This window comes from Kitasatospora sp. NPDC004669 (assembly GCF_040609455.1).
GTDB lineage: Bacteria > Actinomycetota > Actinomycetes > Streptomycetales > Streptomycetaceae > Kitasatospora.
In genome coordinates this window covers 1-25,759 of the sequence record NZ_JBEXKB010000056.1, presented here as the reverse complement: position 1 = coordinate 25,759, position 25,759 = coordinate 1, and the positions used below count along the sequence as shown (strand labels likewise).

The 25,759-nt window shown below is 71.3% G+C and carries 22 protein-coding genes, 1 rRNA gene and 1 riboswitch; of the genes, 8 read left to right on the top strand and 15 right to left on the bottom strand.

Annotation, left to right across the window (positions count from 1 at the left end):
- Positions 1 to 86: 86 nt before the first annotated feature.
- The 4 genes from ABZW30_RS34535 to ABZW30_RS34520 all read left to right on the top strand — a co-directional run bounded on the left by ABZW30_RS34535 (position 87) and on the right by ABZW30_RS34520 (position 3,133).
- Entirely contained in the window at positions 87 to 1,499 is a 1,413-nt protein-coding gene (locus ABZW30_RS34535; protein WP_355675188.1) for a sugar porter family MFS transporter, read from the top strand.
- Positions 1,500 to 1,556: 57 nt separating this feature from the next.
- On the top strand, positions 1,557 to 2,258 hold the full coding sequence (locus ABZW30_RS34530; RefSeq protein ID WP_355675187.1) for an alpha/beta fold hydrolase: 702 nt from the start codon (positions 1,557 to 1,559) through the stop codon (positions 2,256 to 2,258).
- 103 nt (positions 2,259 to 2,361) lie between these two features.
- Positions 2,362 to 2,490 (top strand): hypothetical protein, encoded by a 129-nt coding sequence (locus tag ABZW30_RS34525; RefSeq protein WP_355675186.1) that lies wholly within the window; start codon positions 2,362 to 2,364, stop codon positions 2,488 to 2,490.
- Positions 2,491 to 2,590: 100 nt separating this feature from the next.
- Positions 2,591 to 3,133 carry an HAD domain-containing protein gene (locus ABZW30_RS34520; protein ID WP_355675185.1) on the top strand — a complete coding sequence of 181 codons (543 nt, stop codon included), beginning with the start codon at positions 2,591 to 2,593 and terminating at the stop codon, positions 3,131 to 3,133.
- On the opposite strand, the gene ABZW30_RS34515 is transcribed toward ABZW30_RS34520, so the two are convergent.
- The gene (locus ABZW30_RS34515) at positions 3,111 to 3,899 is read right to left on the bottom strand and encodes a CPBP family intramembrane glutamic endopeptidase (RefSeq protein WP_355675184.1); all 789 of its coding nucleotides are present in this window, start codon (positions 3,897 to 3,899) and stop codon (positions 3,111 to 3,113) included. The two genes, ABZW30_RS34520 and ABZW30_RS34515, sit on opposite strands and share 23 nt — an antisense overlap.
- A 76-nt stretch (positions 3,900 to 3,975) precedes the next feature.
- Positions 3,976 to 5,481 (bottom strand): glutamate--cysteine ligase, encoded by a 1,506-nt coding sequence (locus ABZW30_RS34510; RefSeq protein ID WP_355675183.1) that lies wholly within the window; start codon positions 5,479 to 5,481, stop codon positions 3,976 to 3,978.
- A gap of 386 nt (positions 5,482 to 5,867) precedes the next feature.
- Between ABZW30_RS34510 and ABZW30_RS34505 the strand changes: the two genes are divergently transcribed.
- Complete coding sequence (locus ABZW30_RS34505) at positions 5,868 to 6,440, top strand: hypothetical protein (protein ID WP_355675182.1); 573 nt, start codon at positions 5,868 to 5,870, stop codon at positions 6,438 to 6,440.
- A gap of 438 nt (positions 6,441 to 6,878) precedes the next feature.
- Positions 6,879 to 7,070, top strand: a complete 192-nt coding sequence (locus ABZW30_RS34500; protein ID WP_355675181.1) for a DUF5999 family protein — start codon at positions 6,879 to 6,881, stop codon at positions 7,068 to 7,070.
- A gap of 182 nt (positions 7,071 to 7,252) precedes the next feature.
- Here ABZW30_RS34500 and gcvP read toward each other — a convergent pair whose 3' ends face one another.
- Positions 7,253 to 10,153, bottom strand: a complete 2,901-nt coding sequence (gcvP, locus tag ABZW30_RS34495) for an aminomethyl-transferring glycine dehydrogenase (RefSeq protein ID WP_355675180.1) — start codon at positions 10,151 to 10,153, stop codon at positions 7,253 to 7,255.
- 238 nt (positions 10,154 to 10,391) lie between these two features.
- Positions 10,392 to 10,495, bottom strand: a riboswitch (glycine riboswitch).
- 166 nt (positions 10,496 to 10,661) lie between these two features.
- Between gcvP and ABZW30_RS34490 the strand changes: the two genes are divergently transcribed.
- Positions 10,662 to 11,885, top strand: a complete 1,224-nt coding sequence (locus ABZW30_RS34490) for a DUF2382 domain-containing protein (protein WP_355675179.1) — start codon at positions 10,662 to 10,664, stop codon at positions 11,883 to 11,885.
- A gap of 297 nt (positions 11,886 to 12,182) precedes the next feature.
- Complete coding sequence (locus tag ABZW30_RS34485; RefSeq protein ID WP_355675178.1) at positions 12,183 to 13,673, top strand: MFS transporter; 1,491 nt, start codon at positions 12,183 to 12,185, stop codon at positions 13,671 to 13,673.
- Between the two features lie 149 nt (positions 13,674 to 13,822).
- Here the strand turns inward: ABZW30_RS34485 and ABZW30_RS34480 are convergent, their stop codons facing one another.
- The 12 genes from ABZW30_RS34480 to rrf all read right to left on the bottom strand — a co-directional run.
- Positions 13,823 to 15,217: a DNA polymerase IV gene (locus tag ABZW30_RS34480; protein ID WP_355675177.1), complete on the bottom strand. Its 1,395-nt coding sequence runs from the start codon at positions 15,215 to 15,217 to the stop codon at positions 13,823 to 13,825.
- A gap of 72 nt (positions 15,218 to 15,289) precedes the next feature.
- Positions 15,290 to 15,961 carry an ElyC/SanA/YdcF family protein gene (locus ABZW30_RS34475; protein WP_355675219.1) on the bottom strand — a complete coding sequence of 224 codons (672 nt, stop codon included), beginning with the start codon at positions 15,959 to 15,961 and terminating at the stop codon, positions 15,290 to 15,292.
- A 173-nt stretch (positions 15,962 to 16,134) separates the two neighbouring features.
- A complete protein-coding gene (locus ABZW30_RS34470) occupies positions 16,135 to 16,779 on the bottom strand; it encodes a MerR family transcriptional regulator (protein WP_355675176.1) in 645 nt (214 codons plus the stop codon).
- A 224-nt stretch (positions 16,780 to 17,003) separates the two neighbouring features.
- The gene (locus tag ABZW30_RS34465; protein ID WP_030303568.1) at positions 17,004 to 17,480 is read right to left on the bottom strand and encodes a bifunctional nuclease family protein; all 477 of its coding nucleotides are present in this window, start codon (positions 17,478 to 17,480) and stop codon (positions 17,004 to 17,006) included.
- A gap of 99 nt (positions 17,481 to 17,579) precedes the next feature.
- Entirely contained in the window at positions 17,580 to 18,332 is a 753-nt protein-coding gene (locus ABZW30_RS34460) for a MerR family transcriptional regulator (protein WP_355675218.1), read from the bottom strand.
- 119 nt (positions 18,333 to 18,451) lie between these two features.
- Positions 18,452 to 19,333: an FHA domain-containing protein gene (locus ABZW30_RS34455; RefSeq protein ID WP_355675175.1), complete on the bottom strand. Its 882-nt coding sequence runs from the start codon at positions 19,331 to 19,333 to the stop codon at positions 18,452 to 18,454.
- A gap of 226 nt (positions 19,334 to 19,559) precedes the next feature.
- The gene (locus ABZW30_RS34450) at positions 19,560 to 20,489 is read right to left on the bottom strand and encodes a DUF881 domain-containing protein (RefSeq protein ID WP_355675217.1); all 930 of its coding nucleotides are present in this window, start codon (positions 20,487 to 20,489) and stop codon (positions 19,560 to 19,562) included.
- A gap of 262 nt (positions 20,490 to 20,751) precedes the next feature.
- Complete coding sequence (locus ABZW30_RS34445) at positions 20,752 to 21,084, bottom strand: small basic family protein (RefSeq protein ID WP_030062488.1); 333 nt, start codon at positions 21,082 to 21,084, stop codon at positions 20,752 to 20,754.
- On the bottom strand, positions 21,081 to 22,160 hold the full coding sequence (locus ABZW30_RS34440) for a DUF881 domain-containing protein (protein WP_355675174.1): 1,080 nt from the start codon (positions 22,158 to 22,160) through the stop codon (positions 21,081 to 21,083). The genes ABZW30_RS34445 and ABZW30_RS34440 overlap by 4 nt, the downstream gene beginning before the upstream one ends.
- 173 nt (positions 22,161 to 22,333) lie before the next feature.
- On the bottom strand, positions 22,334 to 24,829 hold the full coding sequence (locus ABZW30_RS34435) for a mannose-1-phosphate guanyltransferase (protein WP_355675173.1): 2,496 nt from the start codon (positions 24,827 to 24,829) through the stop codon (positions 22,334 to 22,336).
- Between the two features lie 124 nt (positions 24,830 to 24,953).
- A complete protein-coding gene (locus tag ABZW30_RS34430; protein ID WP_355675172.1) occupies positions 24,954 to 25,574 on the bottom strand; it encodes a CDP-alcohol phosphatidyltransferase family protein in 621 nt (206 codons plus the stop codon).
- A gap of 98 nt (positions 25,575 to 25,672) precedes the next feature.
- A 5S ribosomal RNA gene (rrf, locus tag ABZW30_RS34425) occupies positions 25,673 to 25,759 on the bottom strand; the annotation flags it as partial.

Here is a 25,759-nt window from a genome sequence, read left to right as displayed (position 1 = left end):
CGGGCAGGTCGGCCGCCGCGCTGCTCGAATGTGAGACGAGTCCTGCCCCGCCGTCAGTCCGGGCCCGTCCACCTCGGGGAGCGCACGTGTCCACAGTCCACGGTCAGCGGGCTTCCGGCGAGGCCCACCTCGGGCACGTGGTGTTCATCTCCGCGGCGGCCGCCATGGGCGGCTTCCTGTTCGGCTACGACAGCGCGGTGATCAACGGTGCGGTGACGGGCATCCAGAAGCACTTCGGGGTGGGCCACGGCACCACCGCCTTCGTGGTGGCCATCGCGCTGCTCGGCTCCGCCGCCGGCGCGGTGGTCGCCGGCCGGTTGGCCGACCACCTCGGCCGGGTGCGCACGATGCTGCTGGCCGCCGTACTCTTCGCGGCCAGCGGCATCGGCTCGATGTTCCCGCCGAACATCGAGCTGCTCGCCGCCTGGCGTGTGGTCGGCGGCGTCGCGATCGGCATCGCCTCGGTGATCGCGCCGACCTACATCGCCGAGGTCGCCCCCACCGCCTACCGCGGCCGGCTCGCCTCCTTCCAGCAGATGGCGATCGTGCTCGGCATCACGGTCTCCCAGCTCGCCAACTGGGCGCTCAACCAGGCCGCCGGCGGCGAGTCCACCGGCCACCTCGGCGGCATCCAGGCCTGGCAGTGGATGCTCGGCGTCGAGGCCGTCCCGGCCCTGGTGTACGGCCTGATGGCGCTGTCCATCCCGGAGTCCCCGCGCTTCCTGATCGCCGACCACCGTGAGGCGCAGGCCCGCGAGGTGCTGGTCGAGGTCGAGGGCGAGGGCGTCGACCTGGACGCCCGGGTGGCGGAGATCCGCGCGGTGCTGGAGTCCGCCCACAAGCCCCGGCTGAAGGACCTGCTCGGCGGCCGCTTCGGTCTGCTGCCGATCGTCTGGGTGGGTATCGGCGCCTCGGTGTTCCAGCAGTTCGTCGGCATCAACGTGATCTTCTACTACTCATCCTTCCTCTGGCAGTCGGTCGGCATCAACGAGTCCAACTCGCTGCTGATCAGCCTCTCCACCTCGATCATCAACGTGATCGGTACGGTGATCGCGATGGTCCTGGTGGACCGGATCGGCCGCAAGCCGCTCGCCCTGGCCGGCTCCGTCGGCATGGCGGTCGCGCTGGGCACGGCCGCCTGGGCGTTCTCCTACCGGCACGGCAGCGGCGACACCGCCACCCTCGACACCACCCACGCCACCGTCGCCCTGATCGCCGCGCACGTCTTCGTGCTCTGCTTCGCCTTCTCCTGGGGCGTGGTGGTCTGGGTGCTGCTCGGCGAGATGTTCCCCAACCGGATCCGGGCGCTGGCGCTGTCGGTCGCCGCCTCGGCCCAGTGGATCGCCAACTGGGCGATCACCGTCAGCTTCCCGGACCTCGCCGACTGGAACCTCTCCGCGACGTACGTCATCTACACGGCCTTCGCGCTGCTCTCCATCCCGTTCGTGGCCTTCTGCATCAAGGAGACCAAGGGCCGCGCCCTGGAGGAGATGGGCTGAGAAGCCGCTCCCTTCCGCACCCACGCCGCACGCGGCCCGACCCACCGAGAGGAAGCCATGCCTGACCAGGGCGGCTCCCGGCAGAACGTCACTTTCCCGAGCAACGGCCGCACCGCGCACGGGTACCTGGCCCGCCCTCCGCAGGGGGTCGGGCCCGGCCTGGTGGTGGTGCAGGAGTGGTGGGGGCTCACCTCGCACGTCGCGGACATGGCCGACCGCTTCGCCGCCGAGGGGTTCACCGTCCTCGCCCCCGACCTGTTCGGCGGCGCCACCACCCACGACCGCGCCGAAGCCGCCCGCCTCAAGCGCGAACTCCCGGTCGAACGGGCCGTCGAGGACCTCTCCGGCGCCGTCGACTACCTGCTCTCCCTGGACGGCACGGTCGGCGACGCGGTCGGCGCGGTCGGCTTCTGCATGGGCGGCGGCTTCGCCCTGCTGCTCGCCGCCCGGTCCGGGGACAAGGTGGCGGCCGTGGTCCCCTTCTACGGCCTGCCGCCCGACCCGGACTTCGACTACCGCGGTCTGACCGCCCACGTCCTGGGGCACTACGGCGAACGCGACGGCTCGATCCCGATGGCTGCCGTGGACGAGACCGCGATCCGGATCGGCGAGGCCACCGACGTCCGCCCCGAAATCCACTTCTACCCGGCCGGGCACGCCTTCATGAACGACGAGAACCCGCTCGGCACCTACGACGCCCTGCAGTCCCGGATCGCCTGGCGCCGCACCGTCACCTTCCTCCGGGGCCACCTCGGCTGACCGCCGTAGCGCGCGGTCGAGGCGGTGTCCGGGCCGACCGTGGCCAAGGACCGACCCGGCCGCCACCGCACTCGGCCCGTCCGGCGCGCTCTGGGCCTGCGCCGTGCTGTACCTGCTGCTCAGCGTCACCGTCCTGCTCGACCCCCAGGTCCGCCGGCTCACCCGCCGGAGCCCCCACCGAAGCACCCCGGACGCACCGGTGCCCGCCCCCGCGCCCACGCCCGCGCCGTGAGCGCCCCGTGCGCCCTGCGTGCGCCCACCGAAGAGCAACCAGTGCTGCCCGTGGTTCGTCCGAGCGAGTAGGACACACCATCCACTCGGAGAGCCCACCGGTGCCGAAGCCACTGCTGTTCCTGGACGTCGACGGGGTGCTGAACCCGGTCTGTCCGCATCCGGACGCCGGGTTCGACTCCCATACCCTGCTCGGCTACGCCGTCCTGCTCGCCGCCGAGCACGGCCAGTGGCTGCGCGAACTCTCCGGAACGTACGAGCTGGTCTGGGCCACCACCTGGGAGGAGCAGGCCAACACCCACATCGCCCCGGCGATCGGCCTGGACCCGCTCCCCTTCGTCCGCTTCACCGGGTACGTCCCGCAGCCCGGCGACCCGCGCGTCCCGCTGATGGGGTTGTTCTCCGCCCGTAAGTGGGCCCCGCTGCTGCGCTACGCCGAGGGCCGTCCGTTCGCCTGGGTGGACGACGTCATCCCGTCCCGGCTGGTCCGCAGGTCGCTGTGGCGCCGCGACCGGCTGCTGCTGCCGATCGATCCCGGCCAGGGCCTGGAGCGCCGGCACGTCGACCGGCTGCTCGCCCGCCCGCCGCGCGGCCGGGCGTCGGCGGCCAAGGGATCGGCGGTCAGGGAGTCGGCAGCCAGCTGACGTGCCCGGCGAGCAGCGCGTACCCGACGAAGGCCACCGTGTCGATCAGTGCGTGCGCCGCCACCAGCGGCATCACCCGCCCCCAGCGCCGGTACAGCAGGCAGAACACCGCCCCCATCACCATGTTGCCGACCAGCCCGCCGACCCCCTGGTACAGGTGGTACGAGCCGCGCAGCACCGAGCTGGCCACCACCGTCGCCGGCCAGGACCACCCCGACTGCCCCAGCCGGCGCAGCAGGTAGCCGAGGACGACGACCTCCTCCAGGATCGCGTTCTGCCAGGCCGAGAGCACCAGCACCGGTACCCGCCACCAGACGTCCGGCAGCCCGGAGGGCGCGACCGTCAGGTTGTACCCGGCCGCCTGCGCGGCCAGGTACAGCACCAGCCCGGAGCCGCCGATCACCGCCGCGACGGCCGAGCCCCGGCCGAGGTCGCGCAGCTTCTGGCGCAGGTCGAAGCCCAGCACCCGCAGCGACGTGCCCTCGCGTACCAGCAGGTAGCCGACCAGCACCACCGGCATCAACCCGCGCCCGATGTAGTAGAGCTGCCACACCAGGTCCAGCCAGGGCCGCCCGGGCGCGCGCGAGCCGTTCAGCGTGGCGACCTGCTGGCCGAGCTTGAGCGGTTCGGTGAGCGACCCCGCGAAGCTGATCAGCGCGCCGATCCCGCTGGCCCCGAGCGAGAGGCCGAGGACGATCAGCAGCTCCACGCCGAGCAGCCGGCGAGTGGGCTGGACGGTCTCCGGCACGGTCGGGCGGGTTGTCACGAAGGCTCCAGCGGACGGATGATCGCTCCGGCGGTCGGCCGACCGCCGGAGCGATCATCCTGACACAGCCGAGGCGCTAGCCGACCGGCCAGGTGTGCACCGGCTCGCCGCCGCGCATGTGCTCGGCGTAGCGCCTGGTCATCGCGGCGAGCGCGGCCGGGCGGTCCATCCCGTACTGCTCGCGCAGCCGGTGGAAGGTCGCGCTCTGCCAGGCCGCGCCGTTGGTGCGGCGCAGACAGCGCTGCTCGATGATCCCCAGGTAGCGGTCCCGGTCGGCGGGCTCCACACCCCACTCGTCCAGCCCCTGGTAAGCCATCGGCAGCAGCTCGCCCAGCACCAGGTCGACGGCGGAGACGGTCTGCAGCCCGCCGCCGCGGCCCGCCCGGCCGGGGCGCGGCCACTGGAACACCGCGTCGATGCCGTACCGGGCGCCCTGGCGGAAGTTCTCGTCCGCCCGCTCGAACGGCAGCCGGGTCCAGACCGGCCGGGGCTGCTCGGCGAGCACCCGCACCAGCCCGTAGTAGAAGGCGGCGTTGGCCAGCGTGTCGGCCACCGTCGGGCCGGCCGGCAGCGCCCGGTTCTCCACCCGCAGGTGCGCGACCCCGCCGGAGACGTCGTAGACCGGCCGGTTCCAGCGGTAGATGGTGCCGTTGTGCAGCCGCATCTCGGCGAGCCGGGGCGCGGCGCCGGAGGCCAGCACCTTCAGCGGGTCCTCGTCGTCGCAGATCGGCAGCAGCGCCGGGAAGTAGCGCAGGTTCTCTTCGAACAGGTCGTACGCCGAGTCCACCCAGCGCTCGCCGAACCAGGTGATCGGGCGCACGCCCTGGGCCTTGAGCTCCGCCGAACGGGTGTCACAGGCCTGCTGGAAGAGCACCGGACGGGTCTCCCGCCACAGCTCCCGGCCGAACAGGAACGGGGAGTTGGCGCCGAGCGCGAGCTGCGGACCGCAGATCACCTGGGCGGCGTTCCACACCGAGGAGAACCGCTCCGGGGTCACCTGCAGGTGCAGCTGCAGCGAGGTCGCGGCGGCCTCGGCCACCATGGTGATCGACTCCAGCTGGAGGTGCTCGACGCCCTCGATGTCCAGCGCGATGTCCTCGCCCCGGGCGGCCAGGATCTGGTCGCTGAGCAGGCTGTACCGCTGGTTGAGGCTCATCGCGTCCAGCCCGGTGTGGTCGTGCTCCAGGGTCGGCAGGATGCCCACCATGACGATCCGGGCGCCGGCCTCGGCCGCCCGCCGGTCGGCGTAGCGCAGCCCGGTGTCGATCTCCTCGCGCAGTTCCTCGAAGACGTGCCCGCAGAGCCGGTGCGGCACGATGTTGACCTCGATGTTGAACTGGCCCAGCTCGGTCTGGAAGTCACTGGAGCCGATCGCGCTCAGTACCTGGGCGTTGCGCATCACCGGCAGGCCCTGCTCGTCGGCCAGGTTGAGCTCGATCTCCAGCCCCATCACGGCCCGCGGCCGGTCGAAGCGGTCCTCGCGCAGCATCCGCCCGAGCGCGTCGAGGCAGGCCTGGAGCTTGAGCCGGTACTGCTGCCGGTCCGCCAGATCCGCCCGAGTCGCCACGACCTTCTCGCCCACGGTCCCCTCCTCCTGAGACACCCGGCCGACCGACCGTGCAAGCATCATGCCCACCTCGAAGATCGATACCCGAATGCCTGTACTGGCTTGCAATGCAAGGCAACTGACGGAAATTCAGACCATCTGCAGACTTGCCCGACGCCACAGCCTGTGATAAACAGATCACCCTGCGCATTTGTTCGATGAATTCGAGGAATCCGCACTGCGCTCCGGCCGGTCTCTTCCCGCCCCGAATCCCTCGTCGACGGCGGCGACCGCGCCGGCTCCGCGATCCTGCACAACCGGACACGGCCGGGCCCCGTCGCCGTAGACGCGCCGCGCCGCGCCGCGCCACGCCGGTATGCCGCACTCGCACGCCGATCTCGCTTGGAGAGGCGGACCCCGCCATGACCCTGCAGACCCCCCAGCCCCCGCCGAGCGCCCTGCGCGCGGTCCTGAGCGCGCTCGACTCGGACGCCGCGCTGCGCCAGCCCGCCGCCGCAGCACTGCGTCACCCGACCGGACCACTGCTCCCCGCGCATCCGCTCGCGGTGCACGTCCTGGACGGCCCGCGCCCCGAGCTCCCCGCCGCCCGCCGGACCGGCTGGCGCTTCCTGATCAAGGACGGCACCGACGTGGCCGCCGCCGCCGAGGTGGTGCAGAGCGCGGAGGGCCACACCTTCTCCCACTTCACCGCCGGCCCCTACCTCTCCTCCACCGTCCGGGCGCTGCGCGAGGCCTGGCAGCTCGCCCAGAACTCCCGCTCCCGTTGCCAGCCCCGGCTGCTCACCTTCCCCGGCCAGTACGCGACGGCGCTCTGGCTGCACAGCCCCGACGCCGGCCCGACCGCCGACCTGCTGATCCCGCTCGCCCCGGCCCCGCTCGGCGTCACCGCGCACCGCGCCTACCCGGCCGCCGAGCTGCTGCCGCTGCTCGCCCGCGCCCCGCTCGCCGGGCCGCTGCTGCTCGGCTCCTCCTGAACCGGCGCGCTCCCGCCCCTCCGCACCGGCCGCCGGTCCGTCCGCCCGGCGGCCCTTCGCCGTACGCACCCCGCTCGGCAGCATCACCCGAACGGCCGATGGTTTCACCCGAACGGCCACCACCGAGACGAGCCACTTGCAATGGCCCCATCGGGCCATGCCCCGACTGACCCATCGGTGCGCGATTTTCCCCCGGCCCCACCTGAACGGGTGATCTCTGCCCGGTAGTTGTGGCGCATGTCACGAAATCGCTGCGCGCGCGTCCGCAGATGCCGACACTGGGAACCAGCGTGGAAGGACCACCTGTCCTACCCACTTGAGCGCTGGTCAAACCTGGCTGGCGCGCGGACAGGATCCGACTGCCGCGGCGGCCCCGGACGGCACCACCTCCGGGACCGCACCACGGGGAGGATCGCAGAGCGAAGCGAGGGTACGTGTATGTGCCAGCACCGTCCTGAGTGCCCGTCGGCCGAGTCCGAGGACCGCGAGGCGGCCGTGCCGGTGGCCTGCCACCCGGAGCAGGGCTGGAGCCTGCTCTGCAACGGCGTCGTACTGTTCGAGGACACCGGAGAGCTGCTGCCCGACGGCCGGGTGATCGACCCGCGCCGCCCCATCGCCCACGCGGCCTGAGAGACCGCGGGCCGAGACAGCACTGACTGAGAGTGGGCGGACCGCTCCGTACGGACCGGAACCGTACGACCCTGGACCGCCCGGCGGGGGGGCAGCCGCCGACCTGATAGCGCGGGACAAAGGGCAGGGCCCCAGCGGAAACGATCCGCCGGGGCCCTGCCGCATTGCCCGTCCGATGAGGATCAGACGCCGTACTCGTCCAGCGGCGGGCAGGAGCAGACCAGGTTGCGGTCGCCGTACGCGCCGTCGATCCGGCTCACCGGCGGCCAGTACTTGTCCGCCGGGTTCACGCCGGCCGGGAAGACCGCCTCCTGCCGCGAGTAGCCGTGCGCCCAGTCGCCGGCCAGGATGGCGGCGGTGTGCGGGGCGTTGCGCAGCGGGTTGTCCTCGGCGGCCCACTCGCCCGAGCCGACCTTGTCGATCTCGGCGCGGATCGCGATCATCGCGTCGCAGAACCGGTCGATCTCGTGCAGGTCCTCGGACTCGGTCGGCTCGATCATCAGCGTGCCGGCCACCGGGAAGGACATCGTCGGCGCGTGGAAGCCGTAGTCGATCAGGCGCTTGGCGATGTCGTCCACCGTCACGCCCGTCTCCTTGGTCAGCGGGCGCAGGTCGATGATGCACTCGTGCGCGACCAGCCCGCCCGGGCCGGTGTAGAGCACCGGGAAGTGCGGCGCCAGCCGCTTGGCGATGTAGTTGGCGTTCAGCACCGCGACCTGGGTCGCGTGCTTGAGGCCCTCGCCGCCCATCAGCCGGACGTACGCCCAGGAGATCGGCAGGATCGCCGCCGAGCCCCACGGCGCGGCCGAGATCGGGCCGACGCCGGTCGCCGGGCCGGCCTCCTCCTGCAGCGGGTGGTTCGGCAGGTACGGCGCCAGGTGGGCGCGGACCGCGACCGGGCCGACGCCCGGGCCGCCGCCGCCGTGCGGGATGCAGAAGGTCTTGTGCAGGTTCAGGTGCGAGACGTCCGCGCCGAACTTGCCCGGCTTGGCCAGGCCGACCAGGGCGTTCAGGTTGGCGCCGTCCACGTAGACCTGGCCACCGGCCTCGTGCACCAGGGCGCAGATGTCGGTGATCTGGGTCTCGTACACGCCGTGGGTCGACGGGTAGGTGACCATCAGCACCGAGAGGTTGTCGCGGTGCTGCTCGATCTTGGCCTTCAGGTCCTCGACGTCCACGTCGCCGTCGACCAAGGTCTTCACCACGACCACGCGCATGCCGGCCATCACCGCGGAGGCGGCGTTGGTGCCGTGCGCCGAGGACGGGATCAGGCAGACGTCGCGCTGGGTGTCGCCGTTGGCGTGGTGGTAGGCGCGGACGGCCAGCAGGCCGGCCAGCTCGCCCTGGGAGCCGGCGTTCGGCTGGATCGAGACGGCGTCGTAGCCGGTGACCTCGACCAGCTGCTGCTCCAGCTGGCGGATCAGGGTCAGGAAGCCCTCGGCCTGGTCGATCGGGGCGAAGGGGTGCAGCTGTCCGAACTCCGGCCAGGTCACCGCCTCCATCTCGGTGGTCGCGTTGAGCTTCATGGTGCAGGAGCCCAGCGGGATCATTCCGCGGTCCAGCGCGTAGTCCCGGTCCGACAGGCGACGCAGGTAGCGCAGCATGGCGGTCTCCGAGCGGTGGCTGTGGAAGACCGGGTGGGTCAGGTACTCGTCCTCGCGCAGCAGCGCGGCGGGCAGCGTCTCGGCGGCCTCGGCCACCTCGACGGCGGGCACGCCGAACGCGGCCCAGACACCGGCCAGGTGCTCGCGGGTGGTGGTCTCGTCGGTGGAGATCGAGATCCGGTCCGCACCGTCCTGGTGGACGTTGATGCCGTGCGTGCGGGCGACGGCGGCGATCTCGGCGGCGCGGCCCGGGACGACGGCGGTGACGGTGTCGAAGAACTCGCCGTGCAGCAGCTCGACGCCGCCGGCCCGCAGGCCCTCGGCGAGGGCGGCGGCGTAGCGGTGGGTGCGGCGGGCGATGTCGGCCAGGCCGTCCGGGCCGTGGTAGACCGTGTACATCGAAGCCATCACGGCGAGCAGCACCTGGGCGGTGCAGATGTTGCTGGTGGCCTTCTCGCGGCGGATGTGCTGCTCGCGGGTCTGCAGCGCCAGGCGGTAGGCGCGGTTGCCGTCGGCGTCGACGGACACGCCGACCAGGCGGCCGGGCAGCGAGCGGGCGTACTCGGCACGCACCGACAGGTAGCCGGCGTGCGGGCCGCCGAAGCCCATCGGCACGCCGAAGCGCTGCGAGGTGCCGCAGGCGATGTCGGCGCCCAGCGAGCCCGGGGACTTGAGCAGGGTCAGCGCCAGCAGGTCGGCGGCCACGGCGACGATCGCGCCCAGCCCCTGCGCCTGCTCGATCACCGGGGCGAGGTCCCGGACCACACCGGTGGCGCCCGGGTACTGCAGCAGCACACCGAAGACGCCGCGCTCGGCGATCTCGGCCGGGATGCCCTCGGACAGGTCGGCGACGACGACCTCGACGCCGGTCGGCACGGCGCGGGTGTTGATCACCGCGACGGTCTGGGGCAGGGTCTCGGCGTCGACCAGGAAGACGCCGCCCTTGACCTTGGTGACGCGGCGGGCCAGCGCCATCGCCTCGGCGGCCGCGGTGCCCTCGTCCAGCAGCGAGGAGCCGGAGGTGGGCAGACCGGTCAGGTCGGAGACCAGGGTCTGGAAGTTGAGCAGCGCCTCCAGGCGGCCCTGCGAGATCTCCGGCTGGTACGGGGTGTAGGCGGTGTACCAGGCCGGGTTCTCCATGACGTTGCGCAGGATCACCGGCGGGGTGAAGGTGCCGTAGTAGCCCAGGCCGATCATCGGCTGGAGCACCTTGTTGTGGCTCGCCAGCTCGCGCAGCTCGGCGAGGACCTGCGCCTCGCTGCGGCCGGCGGGCAGGTCCAGGGCGGTGATGGAGCGGATCGCCTCGGGAACGGCCGTGGCGGCGAGCTCGTCCAGCGAGCCGTAGCCGACGGACGCCAGCATCTTCTCCTGCGCGGCGGCGTCGGGGCCGATGTGGCGGTTCTCGAAGGGGCTGGCCAGCTCAAGCTCGGTGAGGGTCGAGGCGCCGGTAGGGCGTCCCGCGTTCGGCTGGGCGTTCATGGTGGTCGAGGCCTCCTGGTCACGGACCGGCAGGGGCACGCACGCCGACCGGCGTTCACCGCTGCGGACAGCGGATCGGCCTGGGCGGACGAACCCGGAAGGCCTCCCCCTCTGTCATCGGGACCTGAGAGCTTCGCCCGCACGTCGCGCTGGTGGCGCTCCGTCGGCTTGCACCGTCGGTGAGGGTGGTGATCGCCGGCTCCCGCGCCGGCGGTCCTGCCCTGCTTTCCAGAGTGACCTATCCCGCACGGTACGGATGCCTGAGAGATTCCGGGGAGGAGTTGCTCCTTCGGCGCCCCGACCAGTGGTTTTCGCCGTCGGGGACTCTCCCGAGCGGGCTCGGCGGTCGCCGCCCAGGGTACCAGCGGGAGGCCTTCCGATCACGGGTGTGTCAGGTCACTCGAGGTCTACGCGCGTCCCCCGGTCGGCCCAGCGCGGAGCCCGTCCGGCGCACCCCGGTCGCGCCCATCCGATTCATGCCTTTTGGTGTGAAGTGGCGGACGGGACGGTGCTCCGACCGCCGTACCTGCGGGAGTTCCGCAGGCGCAGCGCACTGGAGGCAAGAGTGCAGACCGACATCGACCCCCGGGACCTCATCGGCCACAAAGCGGTCGACCGCAACGGAGACAAGATCGGAACGGTCGACGAGGTGTACCTGGACGACGCCACCGGCCAGCCGGAATGGGCTGCCGTCCGGACCGGCGTCTTCGGCCGGGACGCCTTCGTCCCGCTCGCCACCAGCGAGTTCTCCGACAACGAGCTCCGGGTGCCGTACGACAAGTCGCTGGTGAAGGACTCGCCGGACTTCGGCGTGGGCCAGCACCTCTCGCCCGCCCAGGAACTCCAGCTCTACCGCTACTACGGCCTGGACACCCGGATGGACGGCCGCCCGACCACCGAGGAGGGCGGCCGGACCGCCGAACCCGACCTCGACTTCGGCACCACTCCGGCCGCCGGGGAGGGCGGCCGGACCGCCGAACCCGACCTCGACTTCGGCACCACTCCGGCCGCCGGGGAGGGCGGCCGGACCGCCCAACCCAACCTCGACTTCGGCACCACTCCGGCCGCCGAGGCCACCAAGCCGCTCGCCTTCCGCTCCCCCGAGCCCGCCGCCACCCCCACCACCAGCACCACCACCAGCACAACCGCGGCCACCAAGCCGCCCGCCTTCCGCCCCCCCGAGCCCGCCGCCGCCCCCACCGTCGAGCCCAAGCCGCGGCCCGCCGAGACCAGGGCCACCCGTGCGCCCGCCACCGGCGGCGCCGCCTCCCCCTCGGCCCCGAGCGGCCCGGTCGAGATCACCTGCCGCGAGGAACGGCTGGACATCACCACCCAGTGGCACATCCTGGGCACCGCGAAGCTGCGCAAGTACGTGACCACCGAACAGGTCGAGCGCCGCGTCCCGGTGGTCCGCGAGCGTGTCCGGGTGGAGCGCATGCCGGTGAGCGAGGCCGAGCGCTCCGCCCTCACCGAGAAGGCGATCGCCGAGTCGGTCGAGCAGGTCACCCTCCGAGAGGAACGCCTGGTGGTCCGCAAGTACCGCGCCCCGATCGAGCGGGTCCGCCTCGTCGTCGAGCGCTACACCACCGAGGAGGTCGTCCGCGAGGAACTCCGTCGCGAACACGTCGAAGTCCACGACAACACACCCGCCACCCCCACCCCACCGGCGAACGCTCCCTCGCAGCCCCCCACGCCCGACTCGCACGCCGCCTCACTTCGCACCCTTCCCTGACACCTCTCCCCGATGGCCCCGGGCACCGTCCGGGGCCATCGCCATGCCCTCAACCCCCTCCCCACAAGCCCACCGCAGGCGCCCTCTCACCTCGGCCGACCCTTCGTCTTCCCCCACATTGCCCCGCCCCCGGACCGCCGCAGGCGCCAACCCTCCCCGGCACTCCCTCCCCACAAGCCCGCCGCAGGCGCCAACCCTTCGCCTTTGCCAAAGCTTAACCGCTCGATATTTGACACTCTGAAGTATCTTCCCGCATGATTACTTCAGTTCATTCACTATGTACGGGAGGAAGCAACCGTGAGTGAGGCACCCCAGCCCACCACCGCGGCCGAGAAGCAGAGCAACGCCCGGGTCCTGCCGGCCCTCATCCTGGCGATGCTGTCGTTCAGCGTGGTGCAGACCGCGGTCGTCCCGATCCTGCCCTCGCTCGCCAAGGAACTGGACGTCTCCGCGTCCAACATCACCTGGCTGATGACCGCCAACCTGCTCTCCGCAGCCGTGCTGACTCCCCTGCTGGGCCGCTTCGGCGACCTCCGGGGCCGCAAGCCCATGCTGCTCATCTCGCTGGTCGGCCTGGTCGCCGGGTCGGCGCTGGCGGTCAGCACCCACTCCTTCTCCTGGTTGATCGTCGCCCGCGTCCTGCAGGGCGCCGGCGGTGGCGTGATGCCGCTGGCGATCAGCATCGTCCGCGACGAGCTGCCCAAGCAGAAGGTGACCGGCGGCGTCGCCGCCATCAGCGCCTCGATGGGCGTCGGCTCCGGCCTCGGCCTGGTGGCGACCGGTCTCCTGCTGGAGCACTGGAACTACAAGTCGATCTTCTGGATGGGCCTGGTCTTCGGCCTGATCGCAGTCGCCCTGGTGGCCTTCCGCGTCCCGTCCGACCCGGTGACCGACAAGGACGGCGGCGCCGACCCGCTCGGCGCGATCACCCTGGCCGGCTGGCTCTCCGCCCTGCTGGTCGCGGTCAGCCAGGGCAACCACTGGGGCTGGACCTCCACCAAGACCCTCGGCCTGTTCGCCGTCGCCGCCGTGGTCGCCCTGATCTGGGGGATCATCGAGACCAAGGTCTCGCACCCGCTGGTGGACCTGAAGATGATGTCCCGTCCGGCCGTGGCCTTCACCAACCTGGCCGGCCTGCTCATCGGCTTCGGCATGTACGGCTCGTTCATGGTCATCAGCAACTTCGCCCAGACCCCGGAGAAGTTCGCCCACTACGGCTTCACCGCGACCGTCCTGCACGCCGGTGTGATGCTGCTGCCGTCCGCGATCGGCTCGATGGTGGCCGCCCCGGTCGGCGCCCTGCTGATCGCCCGCCGCGGCCCCCGTCTGCCGCTGGTGCTCGGTGGTGTCCTCGGCGCCGTCGCGATGGCCTACCTGGCCCTGCGTCACAGCCACGAGGGCGACATCTACACCGCCGCTGCCGTCTTCGGTCTCGGCATCGGCCTCGCCTTCGCCGCGATGCCGGCCTTCATCAACGGCGCCGTCCCGGTCGAGCAGAGCGGCATCGCCAACGGCATGAACTCCGTGCTGCGCACCGTCGGTGGCGCGATCGGCACCGCCGTGATGACCGCCATCCTGACCGGCGACACCATGAAGCTCCCGATCAAGATCCCGGTGCTGCTGCCCACGCTGGACGCCTACAAGCACGCCTTCTGGACCACGGCCGTCGTCTGCATCGTCGCCGGTGCCGTCCCGTTCCTGATCCGTAACGTCAAGCCGACCACCACCGCCCTCGGCGGCTCGGCCCCGCAGGACTCCAGCGCCAAGCTGGTCAAGACCGACGCCTGACCAGGCGTCCGGCCCGCGCACTCAGGGACAGGGCGCGCGGGCCCGGCCTCCATACGTCGCGAGGGCATCACGAACGTGCGGAGTCCGGCACGGTATGCGGCCCCACCCGGTATCCCCACCGGGTGGGGCCGTTCCGCGTCCCGAGCCCGTCAGCCCGCCGGGTCCCCCGCATCATCCGTGCCCTCAACCCGCCGCAGCGGCAACGGCCGCGCCGGTTCCAGTGCCGGGTCGTCCACCGCGAAGGTCCGCACCCGCCCCGGCTCGCTCCACGGCGTCTCGAACCGTACGGTGACCCGACCGACGCCGCTGCCCTGCACCCACCCCGGCCCGAACTCGCCGTGGTGGACGTCCTGTCCGGGCATCCAGCGCCGCACCACGACCTCCTCCGGCTCCTCCTCGACCTCCGCCGTCTCGACCACCTCGGCGTGCTCCGCCTCCTCCTCCCGCAGCGCCTGCGCGAACAGGTCCTCCTGGGTGTAGTCGGCCAGCTGGGCCACGCCCACGCCGAGCAGCCGGATCCCGCCGGTGATGTCCACCTGCTCGGCCAGCCGTCGCGCGGTCACGGTGATCACCGCCTCGTCGTCGGTGGGCCCGCCGAGGGTTTCCGAGCGGGTCAGCGTCGAGAAGTCGAACCGCCGGACCTTGAGCACCACCGTCCGCCCCGAGCGCCCGGCCGCCCGCAGCCGCCGCACGCACCGCGCGGCCAGCGCCTCGACCTCGCGCAGCACCCGGTCCCGGTCGGCCAGGTCCACCTCGTACGTGTCCTCCACCGAGACCGACTTGGCGTCCTGGTCGGCGACCACGGGCCGCTCGTCCAGCCCTATCGACATCTGGTGGATCCCGGCGCCGTGCGCCCGTCCGAGCAGCGCGACCAGCTCCGCCTCCCCCGCCTCCGCGAGGTCCGCCACAGTGTTCAGCCCGGCCCGCCGTAGCACCTGCTCGGTGGCCGGCCCGATCCCGGGCAGCGCCCGTACCGGCATGGGCCCGAGTACGGCGCGTTCCTGCCCCGGCTCGATCATCACCAGCCCGTCCGGCTTGGCCTGCTCGGAGGCGATCTTCGCCATCAGTTTGGAGCCCGCCGCCCCGACCGAGCCGGTCAGCCCGGTGAGCCGGTGGATGTCCGCCCGCAGGTCCTCCGCCAGGGCGAGCACCAGCCGCTCGCCGGTGTCGTGATCCGCCTCCCCCAGCACCGGGCCGTACGGACCGGCCTCCAGGTCGACGAAGGCCTCGTCCAGGCTCAGCGGCTGTACCAGCGGCGACAGCTCCCGCAGCAGTCCCATCACGATCTCGCTGTTCCGCCGGTACGCCTCGAAGCGCCCGGACAGGAAGGCCGCGTTGGGGCACAGCCGCCGCGCCTGGGCCATCGGCATCGCCGAGTGCACCCCGAACCTGCGCGCCTCGTAGGAGGCAGTGGAGACCACCCCGCGCCCGCCGAGCCCGCCGACGATCACCGGCTTGCCGCGCAGGCTCGGCTTGGCCGCCTGCTCCACCGCCGCGAAGTAGGCGTCCATGTCGAGGTGGATGATGCTCGGCAGAGATCGCACCCGCTGATCATCGCGCACGGGTCCGACAGTGCGTACGAACCCGGCCGGGTCCCGGCGGCCGACGCCCGGCGGCTACCGCTTCGCGGCCTGCGCCAGCGCCTTCGGGATTCCGTCCTCCTTGGGCCCGAGCAGCGCCGGGTCCGGCCGCAGCCAGGCGTTCACCGCTGCCTTGCCCGCCCCGGCGATCTCCCGCAGCCCGCCGTACAGCCAGGTGGCGTCGTGCAGCTCGGGCACCCCGACCGCGTACGACCGGATGCCCGCCGCCTCGCACAGCGCCAGCGCCCGCCGGACGTGGAAGTCCTGGCTGACCAGCACCGCGCGGTCCACCCCGAAGATCCGGTGCGCCCGGGTGCAGGAGTCCCAGGTGTCGAAGCCGGCGTAGTCCCGGACCACCTTCTCCTGCGGTACCCCGTGCTCGGTCAGGTACCGGTACATCGCGTCCGGCTCGTCGTACGAGACCCGCCCGTTGTCCCCGGTCACCAGGATGGCCTGCACCTTCCCCTCCCGGTACAGGTCCAGCGCCGCCGTCAGCCGGTGCTCCAGGTACGGCGAGGGCTTGCCCTGGTCCAGCCCCGCACCGAAGACCACCGCGACCGGCGCGGACGGCGCGCTCTCCACCGTGCCCACCCGGTCCCCCGCCGCGATCCACAGCCAGGCGCTCGGCGCGAGCGCCAGCGAGCAGAGCAGCGTCGTCACCTGGAAGACCCTGCGCTGGGTACGGCGCTCCCGCAGCCGTACCCGCATCCCCACCGCCCGGCGCCGCAGCAACCCCGATATCCCGGTGCCGACCCTCACGTGCCCTCCCTCGACCGTTTCACCAGGCAACACGACGAGGCCGTGGGCCCGGACGGTTCCCCGTCCGGGCCCACGGCCTCGTCAAGATCGGTGGCCCGCCACCGGCCGGTCAGGCCGGTGCGTCAGACCGCCCGGTTGCGCCGCTGCGCCAGCTCGTCCGCCGGGTCGTGCCCGACCAGCGTCTCGCCGGTGTCGGTCCGCTCCGCGTGCAGCCGACCGAGGGCCAGCTCCAGCTCCTGCCAGACCGCTCCCACCGCGATGCCGAAGACTCCCTGACCGCCCTTCAGCAGATCGACCACCTGCTGCGGCGTGGTGCACTCGTACACCGTCGCACCGTCACACATCAGCGTCAGCCCGGTCAGGTCGGCCTGGTCGGTGGACTGCAGATGGGCGACGGCCACCCGGATGTTCTGCAGCGAGACGCCCGCGTCCAGCAGCCGCTTCACGATCTTGAGCAGCAGGATGTCGCGGAAGCCGTAGAGCCGCTGGCTGGTCGCCGGGTACGCCGTCCGGACGCTGGGCTCCAGCAGTCCGGTGCGGGCCCAGTAGTCCAGCTGGCGGTAGGTGATGCCGGCCGCCGCACAGGCCGTCGGGCCGCGGAAGCCGAGCAGTTCGGACGTCGGGGCCAGCCGCTCGATGGCGGGCTGACCCGGCTGCACGGCCGGGAACCTGCCCATCCTCGGCAGGTCGGTCACGGTACGAGCGGTGCGGGGCACGTGCACGGCGCACAGGCCTCCCGCGGCCGCGTCATCGCCGGTGCTGCTCATGCCTACCTCCGTCCACTTGTGCTGCGGGCAACCCGACTGCGGGCATCGGCCACCCGGACAGCCACTCCTGACGGTAGGCAGTCCCCTATGACCCGTCAACGATCGCCACGCCGGGCCAGACAAACCACATCACTCAGGAGAGTGGTTTTTCGTGCCCCTAGTGTGGGTAGGTCGACGGTTTTTGGCAAAACGGCGCGTGAAACGGCCACTCAGGCCCGTCCGCGCTACTGCGGACCGCTGCCCCCGAAGTCCTCGGGCGACACCTGGTCGAGGAACTCGCGGAACTTCTCGACCTCGTCCTCCTGCTCGTCCGGGATCGCGATGCCCGCCTCGGCGAGCACCTCCTCGCTCCCGTAGATCGGCGTGCCGGTGCGCAGGGCGAGCGCTATCGCGTCGGACGGCCGGGCACTCACCTCGACCCCGCCGGCGAACACCAGCTCGGCGTAGAACACGCCCTCCCGCAGGTCGGTGATCCGGACCTCGGTGAGCTGCTGACCGAGCGCTTCCAGGACGTCCTTGAACAGGTCGTGCGTCAGCGGGCGCACCGGAGTCATGCCCTGCTGGGCGAAGGCGATCGCGGTCGCCTCGCCGGGGCCGATCCAGATCGGCAGGTAGCGATCTCCCCCGACCTCCCGCAGCAGCACGATCGGCTGGTTGGAAGGCATCTCCACTCGGACACCCACGACGTCGAGCTCATTCACACAGGCAACCCTATGGCTCCGACCCCGGATATGAAAGCGCAGGACCGACGCCGCTGGTCAGCGCGGTGCACCCCCGGCGGGCGAAGGCCGCGTCGGACGCTATGCACGGGTCCGCAGACCGGCCTGGACCATCGCCGCGTGCAGCCGTACGGACAGGGTCGCGAGCTCCCGCGCGGTGGCCTCCGCGTGCGCCCGGGTCTGCGGGTTCCGGTGCCGCCTCAGCGGCGCCACCACCTGCTCCACCAGCGCGATCTCGCGGTCCGCCGCCGCCTTCATGGCTCTCAGGTGCCGGGGCTCCAGCCCGTACCGGCCGAGCTCCGCGACCAGCCGGGCCACCTGCAGCGCCTCGCCGTCGTAGCCACCGTCCGGGCCCGGCGCTACCAGCCCGTACGACTCCCACTCGGTCAGCTCCCGCTCCCCCGCCTCAGCGGCGGCCAGCAGCTCGGCGCGCCCCAGTCGGACCCGGGAGGGGACGTCGGCCGAGGCCACCAGTTCGCGATCGGCCTCCTCCAGCGGCCCGGGTCGGTTGTCGGCGGCGGGGGGCAACGCGGGCGGGGCCTCGCCGCGCTCGATCGCGTCCAGGTGCTCGCGGATCACCCGCAGCGGCAGGTAGTGGTCGCGCTGCATCCGCAGCACGTAGGCAAGCCGCTCGACGTCGGCCGGGCTGAACTTGCGGTACCCCGAGGGAGTCCGCTCCGGCTCCACCAGCCCCTCCGCCTCCAGGAAGCGGATCTTGGAGATGGTCACCTCGGGGAAGTCGTCACGCAGGAAGGCCAGCACCGCGCCGATGCTCAGCAGTTCGTCACCGCCGCGCCGCCGCCCGACGGGCCGATCCGGTCGAACCGGCTGCATGGGTCCCACGACCACCCCGCGCCCGCCCTGGTCCGACTGCGGACCGGACGACGCGGGGTAGGCCGCCCCGAGAGAAGAAGAGGTGTCGCTGCTCACTCGGGCTCCTGCCGACGTTGGATTCAGTACCCCCGGTTGTGGCCGGCGAAGAACACCAGCCGGTACTTCCCGATCTGCACCTCGTCGCCGTTGTTCAGCGGCACCTCGTCGATCCGCTCCCGGTTGACGTAAGTGCCGTTCAGGCTGCCCACGTCCGCGACGCTGAAGCCGGCCGGGGTGCGGCGGAACTCCACGTGGCGGCGCGAGACCGTGACGTCGTCCAGGAAGATGTCGCCCTGCGGGTGGCGGCCGGCCGTGGTGACGTCCGAGTCCAGCAGGAAGCGGCTGCCCGAGTTCGGGCCACGCTGGACGATCAGCAGGGCCGAGCCCGGCGGCAGCGCGTCGATCGCCGACAGCACCTCGGCCGACAGGGCCGGCGTGGTGCCGGTGCCGGTCGTGGTGTTGGGGTCGTAGGACTCCAGGCCGGAGATCGAGATGGTCGAGGTGGTCTCCGCCGCCCCCTCGGGCAGCAGACCGCCACGCAGCGCGGTCCCGCAGTTGGAACAGAAGCGGGCCGCGGCCGGGTTCTGATTACCGCACCGGGGGCACGGAGTGGGGCCAGCCATGTTCACAGCCTCCTGGCGCGGCACACCCGACGGGTTGTGCCCGGCGTACGGGTCCGGGGCAAACCCTCCACCAGAGGTTGAGGGTGCTGACGGGAAACCTATGCGCGGGTCGCCGGAAGGGTCAACCGACACGCCGTAGCCCGCCGAATTCCCCGCGTACTGGGCGGCGCCGCCGTCCCGGTACAGCGGCTGTCCGGCGTACGGTGCGGCCTCGGGGGCGGGACGCATGCCCGGCACTGCGGGCTCGTCCTCCGGCCGACGGTGTCGGGCGGTGGGCGCCTCGACGGCGGCCGCGTCACGGTCCTTGTTGCGACCGAACAACTTCGAGAAGAAACTCACGGGCGAATCCCCTTGCGTGTGACAGACCCGCCCGCGGGGCAGGGTGAGAACCTCGGACAGGCTGCGGGCCCGGTTGCGGCTCGGGCCTGCTGGAGTGGTACTCCGACGGTTGGTACTGCGGTTGGTGCTACGGAGCGTACTGGTGCGAACCAGTCTCCCCCACGCGACGGCGGCGCCCCGCACCGGGTGCCGACCGCCCGTGACGGGCCGTTCGTCGGGCGCCCCGTCACTTCGAAGCCGGCTTGGCGTACTGCGGCGTCTTCGGATCCACGAGGGCGTCCACGACCACCTTCTGCTGCTGGGTGATCGTCGCCCGCGCCTGGTGGCTCTCCAACGTGCGGACGACACCGCCCGGGATGTTCAGCGCGGGAGTCAGATCCTGCGGGTTCCCCACGACGGTGAACCGATAGGGCTGCGAGACCTTCTTCCCGTCGATCTGCACCCCACCGCCCGACAGGTCGGTGAAGTAGGTGTTGACCACCACACGCACATCGTTGATCTGAATCGCCTCCGCCCCCGCCGCTCGAAGTTCCTGCAGGGTGTCCAGCAGCATATCTGCCTTCACCTGCCCTTGGGGGTCATCGACCGTGAGTACGATGCCCGGACCAGTGGCCTTGACCGTACCGGCCAGCACACCCAGTTCGGTCATCTTCTTCCTGGTCTGTTCCTGGGCCTCCTTGGCCTGGTTGGAGCTGTTCTCCAACTTCGCCAGGGACTGCTCGAGCTCCGCCTTCTCCTGTTGGAGACGCTGCTGACGGCTGTCCAGTTCGTCGAGGATCCGAACCAGGTCCTCCTGTCGGGCCCCGCGCAGCTGGTTGTGGTGGTCATTGGTCGAACGCACCTGGATCGCCAGCCCCAGGCCGAGCGAGAACAGCAGCAGCGCCACCACCAGCTGCCCACGCGACATGCGCGGCGGCCACAGCGCCGCCTTCAGCCGCCGTCGACCGGCGCTCCGGTCCACGTCGACCTCCGGCTCAACGCCCTCGGGCTCTGCGGGCTCCGGTTCGGCGGATTCGGCGGGCTCAGCCCCGGCCGCTGCCTTCGACTCAACCTTCGACTCAACCTTCGACCCGCCCTTCGGCTCGGCCTCGGGCTTCGACTCCTCGGAAACCGGCTCCGCCTCAGCGGCGGGCGCGGGCTCCACGGCCTTCGTCAGCCGTACCACCGACTCCGGCTCCGCCGCCGCGGCCTCAAGCCCAGCTTTGGCGTCAGGCCTCTCCGGCTCCGCCGACTCGGCCTCCGCCTCGACCGCCCCGGGCTCCTCCCCCGCCTCCGCGGGCTCGACCGGGGCGGCCTCCTCCGCCTTCTTCCCCTCGGACGCCTCGACAGCCTTCCCAGCCGCCTTCTCGTCCGTCTCCTCCCCCGGCTGCTCAGCCGACTTCGCCGCCGCCTTCTCCGCCGCCGCCTCGCGGCCCGGCTCAGGCACGGAAGACATGGCGCCGGATCGCGGCCGCGTTGGAGAAGATGCGGATGCCGAGGACGACGACCACACCCGTGGACAGCTGCGAGCCGACGCCCAGCTGGTCACCGAGGAAGACGATCAGTGCCGCGACCACCACGTTCGACAGGAACGAGACGATGAACACCTTGTCGTTGAAGATCCCGTCCAGCATCGCCCGGACGCCGCCGAACACCGCGTCGAGCGCCGCCACCACCGCGATCGGCAGGTACGGCACGACGGCGTCCGGCACCTCGGGCTGGACGAAGAGCCCGACGACCACCCCGATCACGAGACCCAGTACGGCAATCACGGTCTAGCTGCTCCTGTCCCTGTCGTGGTCTTGGCGGATCCGCTGGACGAATGCCGCTTCGGGGTCGGACCACCGCTGCGCGCGGACGGTGAAACGGACGCGCTGGGGCTCTCCGAGGTTCCGGGATTGCCCGAGGGAGTTCCGCTCGGGCCGGCCGACGAGGTGGCCGATGCCGTGACCGACGGGGTCGCCGTGGGCGTGGGCTCGGGCGTGACCGGCTGGGCGGTCCGCAGCGTCACACCCACCGCCGCCGGCAGCGTCAGGCTCTTCTGCACGGAGAGCGTCGACTTGATGCCGTACTTCTCCTGGAGCAGCCGCAGGTACTGCCCGGCCATGTCGTTCTCGAAGGCGCTCAGGAGCTTCGGCCCGTCCCCGATCGCCTGGATGTCGTACGGCGGGACCAGCGGCCGGTTGTCCACCAGCACCGCCTCGCCCGCGGCCCGGATCGCGGACAACGCGGTCAGCCGCTGCCCGTTGATCGAGACGGCCTCCGCACCGGACCCCCACAGACCGTTCACCACCAGCTGCAGATCGCGGTCGCGCAGCCGGCCACTGTTGGAGAAGCCCTGGCCGGCCCGCGGGTCGACGTTGCCCCCGCTTCCCGTCCCCGGGGCATCCTCCAGGACCAGCTTCACCCCGGGCCCGGTGACCTCCCCCAGGCCCACCGTGCCGGTCAGGCCACCCGCATCGCCGTCCCCCGAGGGGAGCGCCTGCTGCTGCGTGTCCTCGACCTTGCGCCGCAGCTCCTGCACCTGCTTCTGCAGATGGTCGGCCGAGCCGTTGCTGTCGTTGATCCGGTGGATCAACGCGTCCCGTTCCTTGGCGAGGCTGGGCTCCGCCTTGTGCGCGTTCACCGCGCCGACCGTCACCACACCCCCGACCAGCGCCAATCCGGCGCCCAGCGTGAGCAGACCCCGCAGGGTCCGGGGTATCCGGCTGTCGTGCTCACCGCCCCGCGCCGCGGCCGCCTCGGCGTAGCCCTCGTCCAGGCTGTGGTCCATCACGTTCGTCAGCAGGGACATCGAGGCGTCCGGACGGTTGTACCGTCCGTTCGGGGCACTCGGCGTCGCTGGCATGCGGACCATCGTCCCATGACGGCGAGCGGTCCCGTGCACGGCCCCTGAGCTGCGCACACGTTGCACACACCCCGGAAAGCGACGGACCGTTCCGAAAGCTGTGAAAACGGACAGCGGGGCGTGCGGACCAGGCCGCACGCCCCGCCGATCAGGGCACTCGTACGCTCAGGCCGTCACCGCCCCGCGCCGTCGACCACCGCCGCCCACTCGTCCAGCAGCGCCTCGGTGGCCTCGTCGTCCGGGCCCTCGGCCCACAGGTGGGTGATCGCCTCGGCCGGGTCTGGCAGCACCAGCGTCCAGCGCCCGTCCGCCTCGACCACCCGGACGCCGTCTGTGGTGTCCAACCGCCGACTGCCGGCCGCCTCCACCACCGAGCGCATGACCATGCCCTTGGCCGCCCACGGCGTCGCGATGTCCCGGCGCCGGATGTGCGCCTGCGGGATCCGCGCGTCGATCTGACTCAGCGTGAGCTGGGTCCGGGCCACCAGGCCGACCAGCCGGACGAAGGCCGCGGCACCGTCCAGCACCCCGCTGAACTCAGGCACCACGAAACCGCCACGCCCGTCGCCGCCGAACACCGTGCCCTCGGCGGAGGCCGCCTTCGCGAGGTCGTCCGGCGTCGTCGTGGTCCAGATGACCTGGGTGCCGTGGTACGCGGCGACCTGCTCGGCGATCCGGGTCGTGGTCACCGGCAGTGCCACCTGCCCGCTGCGCCGCTCGGCCGCGACCAGGTCCAGCAGCACCAGCAGCGCCCGGTCGTCGTCGATCACCCGGCCCAGCTCGTCGACGAACGCAACGCGCTCACCGACCGGGTCGAACCGGACGCCGAAGGCAGCCCGTGAGGAGGCCACCAGCTCACCGAGCCTGGCCAGCCCGGCCCGCCGGGTCTCCGCGTCCTCGGTCGGCCGCGCCTCGTCCAGCCCGCTGGAGACGGTGAGCGCCTCCACCCCGAGCCGGCCGAGGATGCTGGGCAGAACCAGCCCCGCGCTGCCGTGGGCGGTGTCCACGACCACCTTCAGCCCGGCCTCCCGGACCGCGGTGGTGTCCACCGTCCGCAGCAGGTTGCCCGCGTAGGAGTCGAAGACGCTCGACGGGAAGGTGAGGTCCCCGATCTCGCCGGGGAAGGCCCGCCGGAACTCCTGGCGCGCGTAGACGCGGTCGAGCTTGCGCTGCCCCGCCTGGGAGAGGTCCGCGCCGCGCTCGTCGAAGAAGAGGATGTCCAGGGAGTCCGGCACCCCCGGCGTGGTCCGCAGGAAGATCCCGCCCGCACTCCCCCGTGCCGTGTGCTGCCGGGCCACCGGCATCGGCACGTTCTCCAGGTCGCGTACGTCGATCGCGGAGGTCTGCAGCGCCGAGATCATCGCCCGTTTGAGCGCACGCGCACCACGCGAGTGGTCACGCGCAATGGTGACGGTGGCACCCTTCTTCAACGTCGTGGCGTACGCGCCGGCCAGCCGGACGGCCAACTCGGGGGTGATCTCGACGTTCAGGATGCCCGAGACGCCGCGGACGCCGAAGAGGTGCTCCTGGCCGCGGGACTCCCAGATCACCGAGGTGTTGACGACGGCGCCGGCTTCGATGGTCTTGAACGGGTAGACCCGGACGTTCGCCGCGATGATCGACTCCTCGCCGATCAGGCACTCGTCCCCGATCACCGCGCCGTCCTCGATCCGCGCGGCCCGCATCACGTCGGTGTTCTTGCCCACCACACAGCCGCGCAGATTGCTCTGCGGCCCGACGTACACGTTGTCGTGCACCACCGCCTTGTGCAGGAAGGCCCCGCGCTTGACGACCACATTGCTGCCGAGCACGGTGTGCTCGCGGATCTCCACCCCGGCCTCGACCTTGGCGTAGTCCCCGATGTACAGCGGCCCGCGCAGCACCGCCTCGGGGTCGACCTCCGCCCCCTCGGCCACCCAGACGCCCGGCGAGATCTCGAAGCCGTCGATCTCGACGTCGACCTTGCCCTCCAGGACGTCCGCCTGGGCCTTGCCGTAACTCTCGTGGGTGCCCACGTCCTCCCAGTAGCCCTCGGCGACGTAGCCGTAGACCCGCTTGCCCTCCTTCAACAACTGAGGGAACACATCGCTCGACCAGTCGACGGACTCACCCGCCGCGACGTAGTCGAAGACCTCGGGTTCCATCACGTAGATACCGGTGTTCACCGTGTCGGAGAAGACCTGCCCCCAGGTCGGCTTCTCCAGGAAGCGTTCGACCCGCCCGTCGTCGTCCGTGATCGTGATACCGAACTCCAGAGGATTCGGCACCCTGGTGAGACAGACGGTGACCAGAGCGTTCTTGCTCCGGTGAAAGTCGATCAATTCAGAGAGATTGAAGTCGGTCAGCGCGTCACCGGAGATCACTAGAAAGGAGTCGTCCTTGAGCGCGTCCTCGGCGTTCTTGACACTCCCCGCAGTGCCTAGTGGCGTCTCCTCATGGGCATACGTGAGATGCATGCCCAGTTCCTCACCGTCACCGAAGTAGTTCTTGACCAGTGACGCCAGGAACTGGACGGTGACCACGGTGTCGGAGAGGCCGTGCCGCTTCAGCAGCCGAAGCACGTGCTCCATGATCGGCCTATTGGCGACCGGAAGCAGCGGCTTCGGCATGCTGGAGGTCATCGGGCGGAGTCGGGTACCCTCGCCCCCTGCCATTACAACGGCTTTCATTACGGGTGCGTCCTCCTTCGCGGTGGTGGACCTGCAGGTCCATCAAACCGTTCCAGAGGGTTCTCTACCCGGAAGGTATCGTCCGACGCACCGGTACGGCGTGGGACTTCTCTCAGATCACGTCTCAGGCTGTGGACGCCGAGGCCGCGGAGCTCGCCTTGATGATCTGTCGCGCCTGCACCGCGTAAAGAATGGCCGACCACCAGTACAACGTGGTCCCCCACCAGATGAAGGCCCAGCTCACGACCTCAGCCGGCCGCGCGATCCAGCTGTCGATACCGCCGAGCAGCAGAAGCGGAAACGCGTACATCAGATTGAAGGTCGCGGCCTTCCCGAGGAAACTCGTCTGCAGCGGCCCGTATCCGTGCCTGTTCAGAATGGGCAGCAGCGCCGCGATAAAGACTTCCCGGGCCAGCAGAATCGCCGTCACCCACCACGGCAGAAAGTTACGCCACGTCAATCCGATCAGCGTGGACAGCACATAGAGCCGGTCCGCCAGCGGATCCAGCAGCTGCCCCACTCGACTGATCTGCCCCCACCGCCGGGCGAGCTTTCCGTCCAGGTAGTCACTGACACCGCTCAGCGCCAGGATCAGCAGCGCCCAACCGTCATTCTTCGGCCCGCCGAAGACCGGCCACAGGATGAGCCAGAGAAAGATCGGAACGCCGACCAGCCGGCCCATGCTGAGCAGGTTGGGGATGGTGAAGACCCGATCGGTCTGGACCCGCGTCTCCTGGACCTCCACCCGGGGGCCTCCTGTTCCGTGTGACGACAATGCATGCTGACCTTACAACAGAGAAGCCCCCGTCCGGTTCACCCGGCGGGGGCTTCTCTCGAAGAATTGTTCGGCGGCGTCCTACTCTCCCACAGGGTCCCCCCTGCAGTACCATCGGCGCTGTGAGGCTTAGCTTCCGGGTTCGGAATGTAACC